The following is an 18,346-nucleotide window of genomic DNA, read 5'->3' as shown; positions in this document are numbered from 1 at the left end:
ATCTTATGCTAAATCGGTTTAATAAACATATATTATTAGTGTAACCAAAGGGAAATAGTCAATGGTGGAGAAAATATGGAAGTTATGGCAATTATTGAATTATCACCAAACTATCCGCACAGTATTACTCATGCGGAAGTGCAGCCGGAAGAAATTGTTTCTATTAAATATAAAGACATTATTTGCCGTCACCATATGGCAGGGACACCTGGATATAGTGTTTGGGACGAAAGGGTTTATTAATAGTTTGAGAAAAAACGCCGATATCATTTATAAATCGGCGTTTCTCCCATAAAGCTCAAACCAAAAACAGCGTTGCCAATCCCAAAAAGATAAAGAATCCGCCAGTATCGGTTATTGCGGTGATCATCACACTGGAACCAATGGCCGGATCTCGCCCCAGTTTCATCATAATAAATGGAATCAATACGCCCATCAGCGCTGCCATCAGCAGATTTAATATCATTGCCATTGTCATCACGCCGCCCATCGCAAGATCGCCATAGAGTAGATAGGTGACAACGCCCATGATTCCACCCCAGATAACGCCGTTAATCAGAGCAACACCGAACTCCCTCAATAACAGATAAGAAAAACTGCCGGATTGGATTTGGTGGAGTGCCAACGCCCGGACGATCATGGTAATGGTCTGGTTGCCCGTGTTACCTCCGATACCCGCCACAATGGGCATTAATGTCGCAAGGGCAACCAGTTGGGAAATGGTATGTTCAAACAAGCCAATCACCCGCGAAGCAACAAAAGCGGTACACAAGTTAATGGCGAGCCATGTCCAGCGGGTTTTTACTGCCTGCCCAACAGGGGCGAAGACATCTTCTTCACGGCTTAATCCCCCCATGCGTCGGATATTGGTGTCTGTTTCTTCACTTAAGGTATCAACGATATCCTCAACGGTCAGACGCCCCATCAGGCGCCCGTTATTATCCACCACGGCAGCGGAAATTAAATCGTAACGTTCGAACGCACTGGCGGCATCTTCGCCTTTTTGCTCTGGTAAGAAGGTGACAGTATCTGTATTCATCACTTCTGCAACCAACTTGTCCGGTGTATTGGTTAACAGAGTTGTGAGTGGGAGTTCCCCCTGAAGGCGGTTTTTGCGGTCAATAACAAAAATTTTATCCGTTGCGTCGGGAATGGAGCCTCTGGAACGCAGGAAACGTTGTACTGTACTGAGTGTGATGTTGCCTCGCACTGTCACAAACTCAAAATCCATCATCTGGCCGATGCTGTCTTTATGGTACTGCAATACTTCGCGAATACGGTTGCGTTGACTCGGTTCCAGATAAGTCAGTAAACGGCGCGTAGTATCACGGGGCAGATATTCCGCAATATAAGCCTGTTCATCAACATGCAGCGTGCCGATGGCTTTCAACAGTTCAAGGTCAGACATATCCTTGATCAAATTGTCCCAGACCGGAATGGAGGCTTCCACCAGAACCTCACCGCGCTGGTTATTATCGATGAGTCGCCATAAAGCAAGACGTTCATCGTAGGGCAGGGCCTCCAGAATATCTGCAATGTCGGCAGCGTGCAGATCGGTCAGCTGCGCACTGACTTCCTCAATTTTCTCCAGTAACTGCTCGTCGCTGATTGTTGAATGTTCATCAGCCTGACCCAATAACGTATCAACGAATAATTTATCGTTAATAAAAAGAGACAGCAGACGTTGGCGAACAACTGCCAGTTTTTGGGAATGTTGACTGGCAACAGTTGAATTACCAGATTTAAAGGCCGGTTGTAGCATGGTGTACCTTTGGTGCAAAAATAGTGCAAAAAAAACAGGGCGATCCCATTATCTAACGATAATATAATCTGAAAAATGGCTTTTAGGGCTAATATGACGACTATTTTGTTTTAATATTCCCAATATGCTCCATCGAATGTTGTTGCTTTTGCCGGTGATGTTCCAATGCTGCGATGGATGAATAGATAAAGCGCCCAAATAAAATCAGAAAACTGATCAGCAGAATTAATTTTGTAATCTGAACGGTATTCTTTTTCTTCTTCATAGGGTGATATCGTTACGTCGATTCCTCTTTGATATGCAAGTACCAGCCAATCACGTCACTCCAGTAAGCCTGCTCTTTTTCCAAATCGAGTTGCATCAGGGCATTTTGGGTTAAATAGTTTTGTGGCAGGTAGAGCGTCCAGTGACCATGAGAGGTGTCCAGCCTAAGCGATTCGGGTGTGGTGGTGGATTGGCGCTGGTTGTTGAGCAATGTTGCCAACCGTAATATCTGGAGCATCGGAAGATATTGTTTTTTCTTGAACAGGTAAAAGCGGGGATGCTCATGCACTTTAACTGCCTTGCGATGATAGCGTACCAATGTTGCCAGCAATGATTGCTGTTCTTGGTTAAAGCCCGGCAGATCGGTGTGTTGCAGGATGTAGGCGGAATGCCGCTGTAGCCCACTCAGGTTGATGCTTAAACCGACTTCATGCAGTATTGCCGCCCAAAGCAGAATTGATTCCAGTTGTGGTTGGAGCCGTTTCGGATTCTGTGCCGCCCATTGATCATAAAGTGTCTTGGCAGTACTCCAAACGCGATCGGCTTGTTCTCTATCGATATTATAATGGTCAGCAAGGCTTTTGGCGGTTCTTTGGCGAATATCCTGATGACGGAAACGATCTTCCATCTCGTAAAGTACGCCTTCACGCAGTGCCCCGTCAGACAAGCGCAGTTCTTTAATATGCAGGACATCGAATACGCCACACAGGATAGCTAGGCCGGGAACAAAGGTTTGTTTGCGGTCTTCGGATAAACCGGGTAGATCCAGTGACTTGAAATTCTTGTATTTCAGAACCCGTTTTACCAGCATATTGAGACGCTCAGGTGTCATCAGACCATCTTTTTCGCCTAAACCGACGAGTAATTCATGTACTGCTTTGATGGTTCCTGATGCTCCTAAGGCAAAATCCCAGCCTTTCATCCGGAATTGCCAAACAAGGTTTTCTAACTTTTGTGCGGCCTGAAGCCGTGCCCTACGGAAATTTTGTTCGTTTATTATGTTGTCAGGAAAGAATTGACGAGAAAAACTCACACAGCCCATGCGACGGCTTTCAATTAACAGCGGTTCGAAATCTTCACCAATCACCAGTTCTGTAGAACCTCCACCGATATCGATCACCAGCTTGCGGCCTTTTTCCGGCTGAGTATGTTCAACACCCATGAAGATCAGGCGGGCTTCTTCATGACCGGAAATGATTTCAATGGGGTAGGGGATGACTTCTTTCGCCCGTTTTAGAAACTCTTGTGCGTTGGTGGCTTCACGCAGGCTGTGAGTACCTACGAGACAGACATTATTGGCGGAAAAACCCTGCAACCGTTCTGCAAACAGAGAAAGGCAGGCAAGGCCACGATTGATAGCTTCTTCACTTAATTCATTTTTACTGTTGAGGCCATCAGCGAGGTGAACCCGTTTCTTTAAACGCCCGATCACCTGTAGTGCGCCATTCACAATACGGGCGATCACCATGTGAAAGCTATTAGAGCCCAGATCAATGGTGGCAATTTCCATGGGTTTGGGCGTTGGCTTGTCGTGTTTCAACGGCATAGATCAGGCTCTTGGCTCAGGTTGTTCCAATGTCTTCAGGTAATCATAGACGGCAATTTGTGCGCGAATTTTACGCTTATTTCCGCGTGGAACATAGCGATTGCTTAACTCTTTATCGATATAGCGAGCCTTAACTGTATCACTGAACTGTAATTCCAGAATATCCAAAACCCGTTGTTTTAATTGAGGATCGAGCAGACAAACTGCGACCTCAATGCGATAATCGATATTGCGGGTCATCCAGTCAGCCGAAGAAAGGAAAACCTTCTCATCCCCTTTGTTAGTGAAAACATAAACTCGATCGTGTTCAAGGAAGCGATCCACAATGCTGGTGACTTGTATATTTTCACTGAAACCCGCCTGATTTGGCACTAGAGAGCACATTCCCCGTATCAGAAGACGCACTTTGACACCCGCTTCTGAGGCATCATACAAGCGATCCACCAATTCCTTGTCCACAAGATTGTTGATTTTCAGAGTGATGCCCGCCGCTTCGCCTGCTTTGGCATTTTCAATTTCCTGAGTAATCAGTTGGTTGAGCATAGCGCGCGAATTTTGCGGTGATACCATCAGATTCTCAAACGTGACTGGGCGATAAGGATTTTCAATAAAGTTAAATACACGGCGAACTTCGTTGGTGACTTCCGGCTTGGCAGTCAGCAAGGAATAATCAGTGTATGAACGAGCCGTTTTTTCATTGAAATTCCCGGTTCCAATATGGGCATAACGGACAATTTCATCCCCTTCAAGACGCGAGATAACAAATAACTTGGCGTGAATTTTCAGGCCCGGTGCGGAGAAAATAACGTGTACACCTGCTTCAGTCAGTCGCTTCGCCCAGTGGATATTGGCTTCTTCATCAAAACGGGCTTGTAATTCAACCACCACAGTCACTTTTTTGCCGTTGTGGGCGGCATGGATCACTGAATCAATAATGCGTGAATCTTTTGCCACGCGATAAATATTGATCTTGATAGACAACACGCTAGGGTCGAACGATGCCTGACGCAGCAATTCCAGCACATGCTCGAAGGTGTGATAAGGATAATAGAGCAGAACATCCTGCTCACGGATGGCATCAAAACCGTTACGAAAATGCTCAAACCAAGTATGGCGTAGCCGTGGCATCGGTTTGTTCAGCAGATTTCGGTTTCCTTCATTGGGAAATTTGATGAAGTCTTTGAAATTGTGATAGCGGCCACCAGCAATCACAGAGTCATCATTGGATAGCCCCAGTTTACTGCGCAGTAGATCCACCATTTCATCAGGCATATCGCGCTGATAAACAAACCGGACAGGCTCGGCGGTCAACCGCTGTTTCAGGGTTGAAGACATCAGTTCCAACAGACTGGATTCCATCTCTGTTGCCAGATCATATTCGGAATCACGGGTCATTTTCATCGAATAAACATTCAGCGTATCGTAATCGAAAAAACCTTTGAAAATTTCGTCCAACGTATAGCGCAGAATATTATCAAGCAAGATCATCGATTTGCGTCTGCGTGGCATTTCTGGAGGCAAATTGACGAAACGGGGTACTTTGTCTGAGGGAATTTCCAGCAAGGCATATTTGGTCTCTTGCCCCCGAATAATTTCAACGGCCAGATAGGTGTAATCATCTTTCAAAAACTCAACCAGATTGGTTTCTGGATTGATGACGATAGGTGTAATGTGTGGGCGTAAATGCTGGCGGAAATATTGCCGCAACCAAATTTGCTGATTGGGAGATATTTGTCGCTCATTAATCAGGAAAATCTGATTCCTAGCCATTTCCAGCAGTAAATCGTTATAGAGCTCATCGAACTCTTGATCGATTTTTACGACTTTGGCCTGAATTTTTTTCAATAATTGGCGGCCGCTAGTGGCAGAACCCCGCTCTTCACTGATAAGAATTCGCCGTTTTACATCGGCAAAGCGAACTTTATAAAACTCATCCAGATTATTGGAGTAGATCCCTAAAAACCTCATTCTTTCAATAAGTGGATTGCTTTTGTCAGCCGCTTCCTGAAGTACACGTTCATTGAAAGAGAGCCAACTGAGTTCTTTTTCGTTATAGAGGCGGTCGTGGGACATTACTACTCCATTTAGTTTAATGGGCCAGCGAGCTGGTTTGGGATTCACGGGCTTTATTGGCAAAATAGTGGTGTTGGAAAGTACACATCCGAATGGCAGTATGATAAGAGCCGTTTACAAAAAATTCATCGATTAATTCGCCTTCGGTATGGAACCCTAATTTGTTGTATATATGAATCGCTTTTTCATTCTCTTTATCAACAATTAAATAAAGTTTATAGAGATTTAATACACAAAATGCGTATTCCATCGCAAGTTTAGCCGCTTTGGTTGCATAGCCTTGCCCCTGATAGGTTGGTGTAATAATAATCTGGAATTCTGCTCGTCGGTGAATATAATCAATTTCGACCAATTCCACTAATCCGACTTTGGCGTTCATGCTCTCAATGATAAAACGGCGTTCGCTTTGGTCATGGATATGCTTGTCATAGAGATCACATAGTTCGACAAAAGCTTCATAGGGTTCTTCAAACCAATAACGCATGACACTGGCGTTGTTATCGATTTGGTGAGCGAAAGGGAGATCTTCCCGCTCAAGAGGACGTAAATTTACAGGTGGATTTTCAGAACCACTGGACATTGGATACCTCAGTGCTTTTTAAAAACAAGTATTGGTTTAAATTCGGCCCACGCTAACTATGATTCACGGTAAGTAATGTTCAGATAATTAATTATTACCAGATACATAATTATTGCCAGATTAATATTTTATTAGATGAATAAATAGCCGATTTGCTGGGTATATAAAAGAATTTAATCTGAAATGATGACTTACAGCAAAGTATCATCTTAACGCGTCTTACCTTAACACGTTTCGTCTTAACACAATGCTGTAAGTTTGCGGTCTAGCAATATAGATTATTCTGAGGCGTAACCCTGCTGTGGCAGTGCTTTGCCATCCAGTATTGCTATATTATCGCTCATGCTCAGGCGCCCATCTAAGAACCAGCCAATGACCAGCGGATAGATATCATGCTCTTGAGCCTGAACTCTCCCGATAACATCCTCTTCCTGATCTTCCCCAAAAATCGGCACCTTAGCCTGTAAAATAACGGGACCACCGTCAAGCTCTTCGGTAACAAAATGGACGGAAGTGCCATGTTCTTGATCACCATTCTCAATGGCTTTGCGGTGAGTATGCAGGCCGGGGTATTTGGGCAGCAGAGAAGGATGTATATTGAGCATGCGCCCACGGTAGTGCTGCACAAAATCAGGCGATAGTATTCTCATGTAGCCCGCTAAAACCACTAAATCTGGCTGATATTGATCAATGGCTGTGAGCAGGGCGCAATCATAAGCAGTGCGATCTGGGAACGCTTGCGGATTGAGGAAATGGGCGGGAATATCTGCTTGTTCTGCACGTTGCAGGCCATAGGCATTGGCGTTATTACTGAATACCGCACAGATATGCCCATTAATCCGGTTTTGCTGGCTGGCGTCTATAATGGATTGAAGATTGCTGCCATTACCGGAAACCAAGACGACAATTTTTTTCATGGTTTTCATTCGCTGATGATAACTTGTTGCTCGTTGGTGTTCAGTTCAGTATTGGTGTCAAATTCGGTAATAGTACCAATCTGCCAAGCGTTTTCACCTGCCGCGTTCAGCCATTCAACCGCTTGTTCTACCTGAGATTGTGGCAGAGCGATGATCATGCCTACTCCGCAGTTAAATGTGCGATACATCTCGTGATTGCTGACATTGCCTGCCTGCTGCAACCACGTAAAGATAGCTGGCCATTGCCAACTGGAGGCATTGATTCTGGCCTGCATATTTTCCGGTAGAACGCGGGGAATATTTTCCCAGAAGCCGCCGCCAGTCAGATGGGCAATGGCGTGGATCTCGAACTGTTCAATCAGTTCAAGAACAGGCTTGACATAAATTCGGGTTGGGATGAGCAAATGATCTGCCAGCGATTTGCCTTCAAGCTCTGTTGTTTCCGGATTGGTCTGGCTAACGTCAAGGATTTTACGGATCAATGAATAACCATTGGAATGTGGTCCACTGGATGCCAGTGCAATTAGCGCATCACCCACTTGAACTTGGCTGCCATCAATGATCTCTGATTTTTCCACTACGCCGACACAGAAACCTGCCACATCGTAATCTTCGCCATGATACATGCCCGGCATCTCGGCGGTTTCACCACCGACCAGGGCACAGCCAGACTGTTTGCAACCTTCGGCAATACCAGTAATGACACTGGCTGCGGTATCAACATCCAGTTTGCCTGTTGCATAGTAATCAAGGAAGAAAAGTGGTTCGGCTCCCTGAACAACCAGATCATTGACACACATGGCGACCAAATCAACCCCGATGGTATCGTGGCGTTTCAGATCCATAGCCAGACGCAGCTTGGTGCCAACGCCATCTGTACCGGAAACTAAGATAGGTTCACGATATTTCTGTGGCAGCGCACATAGTGCCCCGAAACCGCCTAATCCCCCCATCACTTCAGGGCGACGGGTTTGTTTCACGACACCTTTGATACGATTGACTAAGGTATTGCCAGCATCAATATCGACACCAGCATCTTTATAGCTAAGAGAGGTTTTGTTGGTCACTGCGTAGCCCCCAGGCGGTTGCATTTGAATGAATAAAACAGAACGGCGGCAATTCTAACAGTCTAAGCAAACGTTTGCGATAGCTTTATGCAGGTTTCCTGCCAGACAAAAATAAAAGGAAAAATGCTTATGCTTGATAAAAATCAATGGATTGATAGTGGCTCGGTGTCGAAAAGGAGGTATAATCCCGCGATTTTTTTATCTGCCGGCTATATACAGTAGGAGAAATTCATGAAGATCGTTGAAGTTCAACACCCATTAGTTAAACATAAACTCGGCCTGATGCGAGCTCATGATATAAGCACTAAGCGCTTTCGTGAATTGGCCTCAGAAGTGGGTAGTCTTCTGACATATGAAGCAACTGCTGATTTAGAAGTAGAAAAAGTGACCATTGAAGGATGGTGTGGTCCGGTAGAGATAGACCAGATTAAAGGGAAGAAAATTACCGTGGTTCCTATCCTGCGTGCCGGTTTGGGTATGATGGATGGCGTATTGGAAAATATTCCAAGTGCTCGGATCAGTGTTGTCGGTGTTTATCGTGACGAAGAAACGTTCGAACCTGTACCTTATTTTCAGAAACTGGTTTCTGATATTAGTGAGCGCATGGCTTTGGTTGTTGATCCGATGCTGGCGACCGGCGGTTCTATGATTGCTACGATTGATCTGCTGAAAAAGGCAGGATGCCCTGTGATTAAGGTATTGGTTTTGGTTGCTGCGCCAGAAGGGGTTGCCGCACTGGCGAAGGCCCATCCTGATGTCGAACTGTATACTGCCTCGATTGACGAATGTCTGAATGAGCATGGATATATTGTTCCTGGCCTGGGGGATGCGGGCGATAAGATATTCGGTACTAAATAACATTTAGCCGGCTGAAAAGCCGGCTTTTTTTGGTTTCTAGCAAGGTAACATAGAGGATATAAATAATGACCCGCCGTACTATTGGGGTAGACGAAAGGCCATCACTGATACAGACCATTCCCTTGAGTTTACAGCACTTGTTTGCCATGTTTGGTGCAACTGTTTTGGTTCCCATCTTATTTAAAGTGAATCCTGCCACCATTCTGCTGTTCAATGGTATTGGAACATTGCTGTATCTATTTATCTGTAAAGGGAAAATTCCGGCTTATTTAGGCTCCAGTTTTGCATTTATTTCGCCGGTACTTTTGTTGTTGCCTCTGGGCTATGAACTGGCTCTGGGTGGGTTTATTGTTTGTGGACTGTTGTTTTGTCTGGTTTCGTTGATTGTCAAAATTGCAGGGCGGGGCTGGATCAATGTGATATTTCCGCCAGCGGCAATGGGGGCAATTGTTGCTGTCATTGGTCTGGAGTTGGCAGGGGTTGCAGCAGATATGGCGGGTTTGCGTCCAGCCGCTGGGGCTGAAGTCAATACGGCTAACCTGACCATATCGATGGTGACGTTAGCCGTGACGATTTTAGGTTCGGTGATGTTCCGGGGCTTTATGGCGATTATTCCAATCTTGATTGGTGTTTTAGCAGGTTATGCGCTGGCGTTTTTTATGGGAGCAGTGGATTTTACACCTGTACTTGAAGCACCGTGGTTTGCATTACCGACGTTCTATACACCGCGTTTTGAATGGTTTGCCATTATGACTATTTTACCTGCGGCGCTGGTCGTGATTGCGGAACATGTTGGTCATCTGGTCATCTGGTCGTCACGGCTAATATTGTGCAGAAGGATTTATTGAAAGATCCCGGTCTGCACCGTTCGATGTTTGCGAATGGTTTTTCAACCATGATTTCGGGTTTTTTTGGTTCGACTCCCAATACAACTTACGGTGAAAACATTGGTGTTATGGCGATTACCCGAGTGTACAGTTCGTGGGTGATTGGTGGAGCAGCGATACTGGCCATTCTGCTTTCTTGTGTTGGCAAACTGGCTGCGGCAATTCAGGTCATTCCTGTCCCGGTTATGGGCGGTGTTTCCTTGTTGCTGTATGGTGTCATTGGCGCATCAGGTATTCGGGTATTGATTGATTCTAAAGTCGATTATAGCAAGGCACAGAACCTGATCCTGACCTCCATTATTTTGATTATTGGTGTCAGTGGGGCGAAGATCCAGATTGGTACAGCAGAATTGAAAGGTATGGCACTGGCAACTGTAGTAGGTATTGGTTTGAGCCTGATTTTCAAATTGATCAGTGTTATCCGCCCAGAGGAGCCTTATATTACTTCTTCTGTGGAATCGATTGACAATGATAAAAAACGTGAAGCTGTAGAATAAGTAAGATTAATTCAATTTATAAGGAAGGGTTTTAAAGAGCAAGCCCTTCTCTTTTTGACTCATAATGAAAGTCTACTATTTAATATATTTTTCCTAACGCTATTTTTACTAATTCACTCTATATCTTGGTTTTTTTCTTTAATTTTCGGCTGAGAGATCAGGAAGACTATATAGAGTCATTTTAATTGATACGTTAATCTCCTAAATAAATTTTAATCAGCGTTAATGTCTATTTATTGATTATTTTTAGTTTAGATTATCTCTAATTATAATTATTAAAATCATGGCGTTAATTATTAATAAAGAATATCATACGATGACACTTGGTTTTATTAATCTATCAATGTTTTTGAATAGCTCGTGTGGCAGTAGCACTCTCCAGATAATAATTCTCTAATTATTTGAATAATAATAAAATATGTCAGTAGTCTTTATCCTGAGCCAGCCATTTTATGGACAATTGATAAAGACGGCTTTGTGATGGAAAAATAGGCTTTGATACTAATCTGGATGTCAATTCTAATTCCAATTAGAAAAACAACACTTTGTTATCTACTGTATTGTAAACCTTACCTTTCATGGAAAGGTAGGCGTTGACAATCAATGCCTGTTTTGAACAGCGCATTTATTTCATTTATAGTCACTTTTTGTGGTAGACTTAGCGCTGTTCGTTATCCATTCTGTTTGAGGTGCTTCTGAATACACCGTCGCAGCTTTCATTGCCCCTATATTTGCCCGATGATGAAATATTTGCCAGTTTCTTTGCAGGTGAGAATACTTCCTTATTAGCTGCAATAAAACTGGCCATTAGCCAGTCACACGGCAGTTATATCTATTTTTGGTCCCGCGATGGCGGGGGCAAGAGTCATTTGCTTCATGCATCTTGTGCCGAATTATCCCAACGGGGAGAGGCGGTGGGATATGTACCACTGGATAAACGTGCCTATTTTGTTCCTGAAGTCCTTGATGGAATGGAACATTTATCATTAGTGTGCATTGATAATATTGAATGTATTGCAGGCGATCAAGAATGGGAAATGGCTATCTTCAATCTTTATAACCGGATTGTAGAGATTGGTCGCACCTGCTTATTGATCACCGGGGATCGTCCCCCACGGCAAATTAATCTGACATTACCGGATCTGGCTTCTCGTCTGGATTGGGGGCAAATTTACAAATTGCAGCCACTGTCTGATGATGAAAAGATTCAGGCATTGCAATTGCGGGCGAAATTACGGGGATTTGAATTACCCGAAGATGTAGGGCGTTTTGTGTTGAAACGACTCGATAGGGAAATGCAAACACTGTTTAGAACGTTAGATGAGCTTGACCGTGCTTCTATTGTGGCGCAGCGCAAGCTGACGATACCATTTGTGAAAGATATTCTTGATCTCTGAGCGAACCAGCCAGGAAGGAAACAGGAAAAAAGTGATAGTGAATATGTCCCTATCACTTTTTTGTTTGTATGATTTTTCTGGAAAGTGAGGTGTTAGACAAGAATCTCCTTAACTTGTTCTGGTGGGCGACCTAGACGCGCTTTATCACCGACAACAACAATCGGACGCTCTATCAATATAGGGTGTTTTGCCATCGCTTGGAGTAATGCCGCTTGGGATAATGTGTCATCACCAAGATTGAGATCCTTATAAAGTTCTTCTTTGGTTCGCATTAACTGACGGGCATCTTTGAAACCCAGTTGCTTCAGTAAAACGGTAAGCTGCTCTACCGTTGGTGGGGTGTCGAGATAGTGAATGATTTCTGGTGCAATACCGAGATCTTCAACCAGCTTGAGTGTTTCACGGCTCTTTGAGCAGCGAGGGTTATGATAAAAAATAACCTGTGGCATGTAAAAAATCCTCATTTGTCATATTGGCTATAACGTTGTTGCAATTGGCGCAATTGATCAATACGGGCATCATAGCGAGCCTGATCATCACTATTTAATGTTACCAAGGCACTGGCTTGGCTGAGATAGTTTATAGCCATGTCAAATTTGCCTTGCAATGCCATAGTCTCAGCGTAGGAAACCAGCTCTTTATCACGTTTTCCCTGTTTTTTGGCTAATTCTGTCATTAGTGACCAGCCAGTGGGATCATTAGGATTGTTGAAGGTATAGCGAAATAGCAGTTGTGATGCTTGCGGATAGTGTTTGGCCTGAATATAGGCATTGGCAAGATTGATTTGTAGTACCGGGTTATTTTGATGTTTCTGGAGAGCATGCTGTAAACGGGTAATCGCTTGCTCATACTGTTTTTGTTCAATATCGATATCCGTCATAGCATCGATAAACCAGATGTTATCAGGCTGCTTATCCAGTAATGGAGACAATACTGTTTTGGCTTCAGCATACTTTTGAGCCTGAGACAGAAGGAGAACCCGTCCATAAGAAGCGGCGAGCTGTTCTTTAGCGGTCCCCTGACTATAATTATTCAGAAGTTGTTCAATGTAATTGAGCTGATCTGTAGCGCTGATTGTCAGGATGCGAACACGGGCAAACAGAAAATCTTGAGATTCTGGAACGGTTTTTTTCGGATACTGATTCGCTCTGTTGCGAGCATCGGATAAACGGCTATCGGGTAGTGGATGGGTTAATAACATTTCTGGCGGTTTGGAACTATATCGCGTCTGATCAACCAGAATCTGCATGAAATCAGGCATACCATGAGGGTTAAAACCTGAATTGTTGAGAATCTGCATACCAATGCGATCAGCTTCCTGTTCATTTGACTGGGTAAAGCTGATAATCCCTTGCTGAAAACCACCCAGTGTGCCGCTGAGCGTCGCCATTCCTGCCTGTGGATTGGCCATCATCAACAGTATGGATCCTAATATTCCTGCCCATGCGAATGGCGCTTTGCGCTGCGTATCTTCCATAAAACGAGCCAAGTGGCGTTGTGTTACATGGGAGATTTCATGAGCCATGACAGAAGCCAACTCACTCTCATTGCGGCTATAGCGGAATAAACCGGAATGTAGCACTACGTTACCACCGAAAACAGCGTACGCGTTAATAGCGGGGTTATTGATCAGATAAAATTGAAAAGGCGTTTTTACTGAATCGGCATGATTAACTAGTTTATGGCCTAATTTATTAATGTATTGTTTTAGCAGGGGGTCATCAATTAGCGGCGCTCCAGCACGTATCTGACGTATAAAAAAATCCCCCATTTCTATTTCTTGGTTGATACTGAGAGTCGCCCCCGCACTTGTTCCGATATCGGGTAGTGAATTTTCGGAACTTACAGATAAAGCGGGTGAATTTCCAAATAGTAATAGGCTAATCAATGTCACTATCAGGGATTTCTTGGGTGTTTTTATCATAAAATGATTCTCGTAAAAACAATGTGTCCCAGTGAGTTATTAACTTATGAATGTGTGTATGATAGCAAATCATAACTTAAAACCAGTCCATCGTAATAAATTTAGTAAAAATCATAATTGAGTGTTCGCTGTCGAGGAGTTGTATTTATGCTGGATATGATCATGCGATGGTATCATCGCCGTTTCGCAGATCCGCAGGTTGCTGCACTATCGGTAATTTTGTTGGTTGGGTTTGGCGTCATTTATTTTTTCAATGGCATCCTGGCTCCTGTTCTTGCCGCAATTGTGCTGGCTTATCTACTGGAATGGCCTACAGTAAAACTGGAAAAACTGGGTTGTAGCCGAACTCTTTCAGTGACCATTGTATTGACAATTTTTATGGGGATAAGTGCGCTGGTTATCCTGATCGTCGCTCCCACTGTCTGGCAACAGGGATTAAATCTGTTTTCTGACTTACCCAATATGTTCAATCGCTTTAATGAATATGCACATACTTTAACCTCCCGTTATCCTGCTTTGGTCGATGCCGGTATCATTGAAATGATTGCCGATAATCTGCGTACTAAGCTTCCTCTGGCCGGTGAGTCTTTTTTAAAGATTTCAGTGGCGTCCGTGATTGGTTTACTGACGCTCGCGATTTATCTGATCCTAGTTCCTTTGATGGTGTTTTTCCTGCTGAAAGATAAAAGCCAGATGGTTGCAGCATTACAGAGTGTGTTGCCACGTAATCACGGTTTAGCGGGTAAACTATGGCATGAAATGAATCAACAGATCGTCAACTATATTCGTGGAAAAGTCACGGAGATGGTTATTCTGACTATTTGTACTTATGCGGTGTTTGCTTTCTGTGGATTACGTTATTCTCTGCTGCTTGCGGTATTTGTTGGTTTGTCTGTACTCATCCCTTATATCGGCACGGTGATTGTCACAATTCCTGTCATTATTGTGGCGCTGTTTCAATGGGGGCTTGGTGCTGATTTCTGGACACTGTTTATTGCCTATCTGGTTGTGCAGGGGCTGGATGGTAATCTCCTTGTACCTATCTTGTTCTCAGAGGCGGTGAACTTACACCCACTCGTGATCATTCTTTCTGTCATTATTTTTGGCGGATTCTGGGGGTTCTGGGGCGTCTTTTTTGCCATTCCACTGGCAACTTTGATCAAGGCGGTTATTCGTGTTTGGCCTGAAGAAAAAATCGTAGGATCAGAATAATAATTGCACTGACATTTCAGGCACGACGTCAACGCAGATAACGAAATTCCCCCTGTCAAACAGGGGGATTGGTCGATGCCGGATTATGATGAATGTTGTTTCAGGTAGTCCAGTACGATTTGGTGATGGTTACTGGTTTTGAATTTATCAAAAACGTGTTCAATATCACCTTTTGGGTCAACTAAGAAACTAATGCGATGGATGCCCTCATAGGTTTTTCCCATAAACTGTTTTACTCCCCAAACACCAAATTGCTCGGCAACTTGATGGTCAACATCAGAAAGAAGTGTGAAATTCAGCATCTCTTTTTCTGCAAAGCGGGATAACTTTTCAGGTGTATCTGTACTGATACCCAACACTTCAACACCGATTTCTTTCAGTTCATTCATCTTGTCACGCAAGCCACAAGCTTGAACAGTGCAGCCTGGCGTCATCGCTTTGGGATAAAAATAAACTAAAACACGCTGACCTTTGAAGTCAGATACGCTAACGGTTTCGCCATCTTGGTCAGGAAGACTGAATTTGGGGGCTTTATCACCAGCTTTCAATCGGCTCATCACGTATTCTCCGTTTAATCGTTTTTATTTAAATGATCCAGTACGCTAATACTGCCTTGTGCATTTAATTCTGTACATAGGCGATAAAAGGATTCTTTGAATATGAGGCCATTATCATCCAGTGGATTATGGCCTGTAATGTGGACTTGCAGACGGGCTGGCCTATTTTCCTCAGCGGGATGGGTTTTTGATGCCAGTTCAGCAATATTGAAATTCTGGGTCGTGAACAGATTGGTAAAACGTTCAACAATACCCGGTGAATCATCCACATCCACTCTGACGGAAATTGTCGAAGGAAATTTTGTCTGGACACCGCACCGAGTCCGTTTCATCACAATAAGCAATTCGAGTTCTGCCCCTTTCTGTGGCAGAGTGGATTCGATCAGAGTAATGGCGTTCCAGCTACCGGATAGCAGCATGATAAAGGTAAACTCTTCGCCAAACATTGCCAGACGGCTGTCTTCAATATTACAGCCGCATGCACTGGCAAGGCGGGTAATGGTATTGACGATGCCGGGGCGATCTGCACCAAGGGCGGTGATCACTAAAAAATGCTGTTCTGATTTTGGCAAAGCGATTTTCCTTTCTACGGTAGATGTTTGCTGTATATGTCGTCATTAAACATAAAAAATGATCAGGAGAAGGTCAATCGTATTTGTGAAGGGAAGTGCGATTATAATCTCTGTTTAATCGACTACACTTGATATTAACAAAATTCATTGAAATCGTGCGCTTAAAGAGTTTTCTTCTGTATGACAAGAAAGTACCATGAACTTCTCATCCGCAGTTTAAGGTTTAGTTAAGGGGAAATGGCAATGGTGAGTGGTAACTCTGGTTTTACGGGCAGTATGGTTGCAATGGTAACGCCAATGAATTCAATCGGTCAGATTGATAAAACCAGTTTGAAAAAATTAATTGATTATCATGTCGCCAGTGGTACATCTTCAATTGTTTCTGTTGGGACAACGGGTGAATGTGCAACACTCAGCCAAGATGAGCATGTGGATGTCGTACTGACAACACTGGAATTGGCCGATGGCCGTATTCCGGTGATTGCCGGAACAGGGGCAAATGCGACGGCAGAAGCCATTTCGCTGACTCGTCGTTTTGAAAATACGGGTATTGCTGGTTGCCTGTCTGTGACACCTTATTATAATAGACCATCACAGGAAGGTTTATATCAGCATTATAAAGCGATAGCTGACAATACTGACTTACCGCAAATTCTGTATAATGTACCCTCTCGGACCGCATGTGATTTACTGCCATCGACTGTTGCCCGTCTGGCAAAACTGGAAAATATTGTTGCGATTAAGGAAGCGACTGGGAACTTAAGTCGTGTCAGTCAGATCCAAGAATTGGTTAATGATGAAAATTTCATTTTGCTGAGTGGTGATGATGCAAGTTTTCTCGATTTTGTGCAGCTTGGTGGAAAAGGGGTTATTTCTGTGACGGCGAATGTAGCGGCTGCGGAGATGGCACAAATATACGAACTGGCTCAGAAGGGTGAATTTGTGAAGGCGCGTAGCCTGAACAACCGACTGATGGAATTGCATCATCAATTATTTGTTGAACCTAGCCCGACGCCAGCCAAGTGGGCCTGTCGTAAACTGGGATTGATTGCCGATGACACGCTGCGCCTGCCAATGATTCCGTTGACGCAGGCAGGACAAGTTTCGGTTAATAATGCCTTGAAATTGGCTGGATTACTGTAAAAATTAGGGAATTTTAATGGCAACATTATTGCAAAAATCGAAGGTCATGAAGGTTGCTGGCCTGTCATTAGTCGTTTTGCTGGCAGCCTGTTCCAAAGATCAGCACTATAAACGCCAGGTGAGTGGGGATGAGTCTTATCTTGAGACGCCACCGCTGAAAGCATTGAACGTTCCAGCAGGAATGATATTGCCGCCGCAAAATAGTGAATATACTATTTTATCAGCGCCCGAAAAAGGGGCGGTGGGTAAATCCCTTGATATTCGTCCGCCAGTACAGGCGATGCAGTTATTGGCGGGCTCACACATGGGAAATAATGTGCGAGCCGGTAAGTTGTTGATTGAAAATACCCCAGAACACAGCAACCTGTGGTCACAAGTGGTTAGTCTATTGGCGAAGAAGAATTACCAAATTAGCGAAAAAGATGATACCAAGCAAACTCTGGTCACTGATTGGATCTCATGGCCGCGGGCAGATGAAAATATTCCTTATCGTGGACGCTACCGTATTGAAGTGTCTCCACAAGGTTCCCAAATTGCGCTGTCTGTTACAAATGAAACTTTGGAACATGATGGGCAAGTCGTCTCTGATCCGGCAATAATCCAAGATTATGATTTAATCATGCTTAACGAGCTGTCTGATGGTTTAAATCAGCAGCAGGAGTTAGCAAGTTTGAACAGCACGAAGAATACAGGGGCGTTAATAGTAAACAGTGGCAGTGATAATACAGCTTTGCCACAAATCATTGTCCGTGCGCCATACACTGTGGTTTGGAACCGATTGCCGCATACGCTGGAAAGTATAGGCATGCGTGTCACTGATCGTTCGCGTGCGACGGGAATGATAGAGGTGACTTATAAAGAGCTGAGTTCTTCAGGCTGGAAAGAACTAGGCGTCGAGGCTCCTTCCATCAGCGAAGGAAATTACAAGTTACAGGTGGGCGATTTGGATAACCGAAGCAGCCTGCAATTTATCAAAGAGAAAGGCCAGCCGCTGACTCAGGCTGAAAATGATCAAATGATGGCTGTATTTAAGGCAGCATTCAGCAGAACCACAGACAAGTAATACATAAAGGGGCCTAGGCCCCTTTAT

Annotated in this window: 16 protein-coding genes and 1 pseudogene; 7 read left to right on the top strand and 10 right to left on the bottom strand. The window is 44.0% G+C overall.

Annotated elements, in window-relative coordinates; all coding sequences use genetic code 11:
- The first annotated feature begins 75 nt into the window (after positions 1-75).
- Entirely contained in the window at positions 76-243 is a 168-nt protein-coding gene (locus PSI22_RS10000; protein ID WP_273579615.1) for an Hcp family type VI secretion system effector, read from the top strand.
- Between the two features lie 55 nt (positions 244-298).
- Here PSI22_RS10000 and mgtE read toward each other — a convergent pair whose 3' ends face one another.
- From mgtE to purM, 6 genes are all read right to left on the bottom strand, one after another.
- Positions 299-1,762, bottom strand: a complete 1,464-nt coding sequence (mgtE, locus tag PSI22_RS09995; protein WP_273579614.1) for a magnesium transporter — start codon at positions 1,760-1,762, stop codon at positions 299-301.
- A 277-nt stretch (positions 1,763-2,039) separates the two neighbouring features.
- Positions 2,040-3,572, bottom strand: a complete 1,533-nt coding sequence (ppx, locus tag PSI22_RS09990) for an exopolyphosphatase (RefSeq protein WP_273579613.1) — start codon at positions 3,570-3,572, stop codon at positions 2,040-2,042.
- Positions 3,573-3,575: 3 nt separating this feature from the next.
- Positions 3,576-5,645, bottom strand: coding sequence for a polyphosphate kinase 1 (gene ppk1 / locus PSI22_RS09985; RefSeq protein WP_273579612.1), 2,070 nt, complete (start codon positions 5,643-5,645; stop codon positions 3,576-3,578).
- A gap of 16 nt (positions 5,646-5,661) precedes the next feature.
- A complete protein-coding gene (speG, locus tag PSI22_RS09980) occupies positions 5,662-6,225 on the bottom strand; it encodes a spermidine N1-acetyltransferase (protein WP_038257923.1) in 564 nt (187 codons plus the stop codon).
- 278 nt (positions 6,226-6,503) lie between these two features.
- Positions 6,504-7,142, bottom strand: a complete 639-nt coding sequence (gene purN, locus PSI22_RS09975; protein WP_273579611.1) for a phosphoribosylglycinamide formyltransferase — start codon at positions 7,140-7,142, stop codon at positions 6,504-6,506.
- Between the two features lie 5 nt (positions 7,143-7,147).
- Positions 7,148-8,209, bottom strand: coding sequence for a phosphoribosylformylglycinamidine cyclo-ligase (gene purM, locus PSI22_RS09970; protein WP_273579610.1), 1,062 nt, complete (start codon positions 8,207-8,209; stop codon positions 7,148-7,150).
- Between the two features lie 231 nt (positions 8,210-8,440).
- Here purM and upp point away from each other — a divergent pair, with 231 nt between their 5' ends.
- The 3 genes and pseudogenes from upp to hda all read left to right on the top strand — a co-directional run bounded on the left by upp (position 8,441) and on the right by hda (position 11,848).
- Complete coding sequence (gene upp, locus PSI22_RS09965; RefSeq protein ID WP_038188686.1) at positions 8,441-9,067, top strand: uracil phosphoribosyltransferase; 627 nt, start codon at positions 8,441-8,443, stop codon at positions 9,065-9,067.
- Between the two features lie 65 nt (positions 9,068-9,132).
- Positions 9,133-10,451: pseudogene (gene uraA, locus PSI22_RS09960) on the top strand (uracil permease).
- A 689-nt stretch (positions 10,452-11,140) separates the two neighbouring features.
- Positions 11,141-11,848 carry a DnaA inactivator Hda gene (gene hda / locus PSI22_RS09955; RefSeq protein ID WP_273579609.1) on the top strand — a complete coding sequence of 236 codons (708 nt, stop codon included), beginning with the start codon at positions 11,141-11,143 and terminating at the stop codon, positions 11,846-11,848.
- 92 nt (positions 11,849-11,940) lie between these two features.
- Here the strand turns inward: hda and arsC are convergent, their stop codons facing one another.
- Together arsC and bepA are read right to left on the bottom strand one after the other, a co-directional pair.
- Positions 11,941-12,297: an arsenate reductase (glutaredoxin) gene (gene arsC / locus PSI22_RS09950; protein WP_273579608.1), complete on the bottom strand. Its 357-nt coding sequence runs from the start codon at positions 12,295-12,297 to the stop codon at positions 11,941-11,943.
- Positions 12,298-12,308: 11 nt separating this feature from the next.
- The gene (gene bepA, locus PSI22_RS09945; RefSeq protein ID WP_273579607.1) at positions 12,309-13,772 is read right to left on the bottom strand and encodes a beta-barrel assembly-enhancing protease; all 1,464 of its coding nucleotides are present in this window, start codon (positions 13,770-13,772) and stop codon (positions 12,309-12,311) included.
- A gap of 147 nt (positions 13,773-13,919) precedes the next feature.
- On the opposite strand from bepA, the gene PSI22_RS09940 reads away from it, so the two are divergent.
- Positions 13,920-14,984: an AI-2E family transporter gene (locus tag PSI22_RS09940; RefSeq protein WP_273579606.1), complete on the top strand. Its 1,065-nt coding sequence runs from the start codon at positions 13,920-13,922 to the stop codon at positions 14,982-14,984.
- A gap of 83 nt (positions 14,985-15,067) precedes the next feature.
- Here the strand turns inward: PSI22_RS09940 and bcp are convergent, their stop codons facing one another.
- Positions 15,068-15,541 (bottom strand): thioredoxin-dependent thiol peroxidase, encoded by a 474-nt coding sequence (bcp, locus tag PSI22_RS09935; RefSeq protein WP_273579605.1) that lies wholly within the window; start codon positions 15,539-15,541, stop codon positions 15,068-15,070.
- 14 nt (positions 15,542-15,555) lie between these two features.
- Positions 15,556-16,113: a glycine cleavage system transcriptional repressor gene (locus PSI22_RS09930; RefSeq protein ID WP_273579604.1), complete on the bottom strand. Its 558-nt coding sequence runs from the start codon at positions 16,111-16,113 to the stop codon at positions 15,556-15,558.
- A 243-nt stretch (positions 16,114-16,356) separates the two neighbouring features.
- On the opposite strand from PSI22_RS09930, the gene dapA reads away from it, so the two are divergent.
- Both dapA and bamC read left to right on the top strand, forming a co-directional pair.
- The gene (dapA, locus tag PSI22_RS09925) at positions 16,357-17,256 is read left to right on the top strand and encodes a 4-hydroxy-tetrahydrodipicolinate synthase (RefSeq protein WP_273579603.1); all 900 of its coding nucleotides are present in this window, start codon (positions 16,357-16,359) and stop codon (positions 17,254-17,256) included.
- 16 nt (positions 17,257-17,272) lie between these two features.
- Complete coding sequence (bamC, locus tag PSI22_RS09920; RefSeq protein ID WP_273579602.1) at positions 17,273-18,319, top strand: outer membrane protein assembly factor BamC; 1,047 nt, start codon at positions 17,273-17,275, stop codon at positions 18,317-18,319.
- The last annotated feature ends 27 nt before the right edge of the window (positions 18,320-18,346 follow it).

Source organism: Xenorhabdus aichiensis, assembly GCF_028598775.1.
Classification (GTDB): Bacteria; Pseudomonadota; Gammaproteobacteria; order Enterobacterales; family Enterobacteriaceae; genus Xenorhabdus; species Xenorhabdus bovienii.
This window is presented reverse-complemented; position numbering and strand designations above follow the sequence as displayed.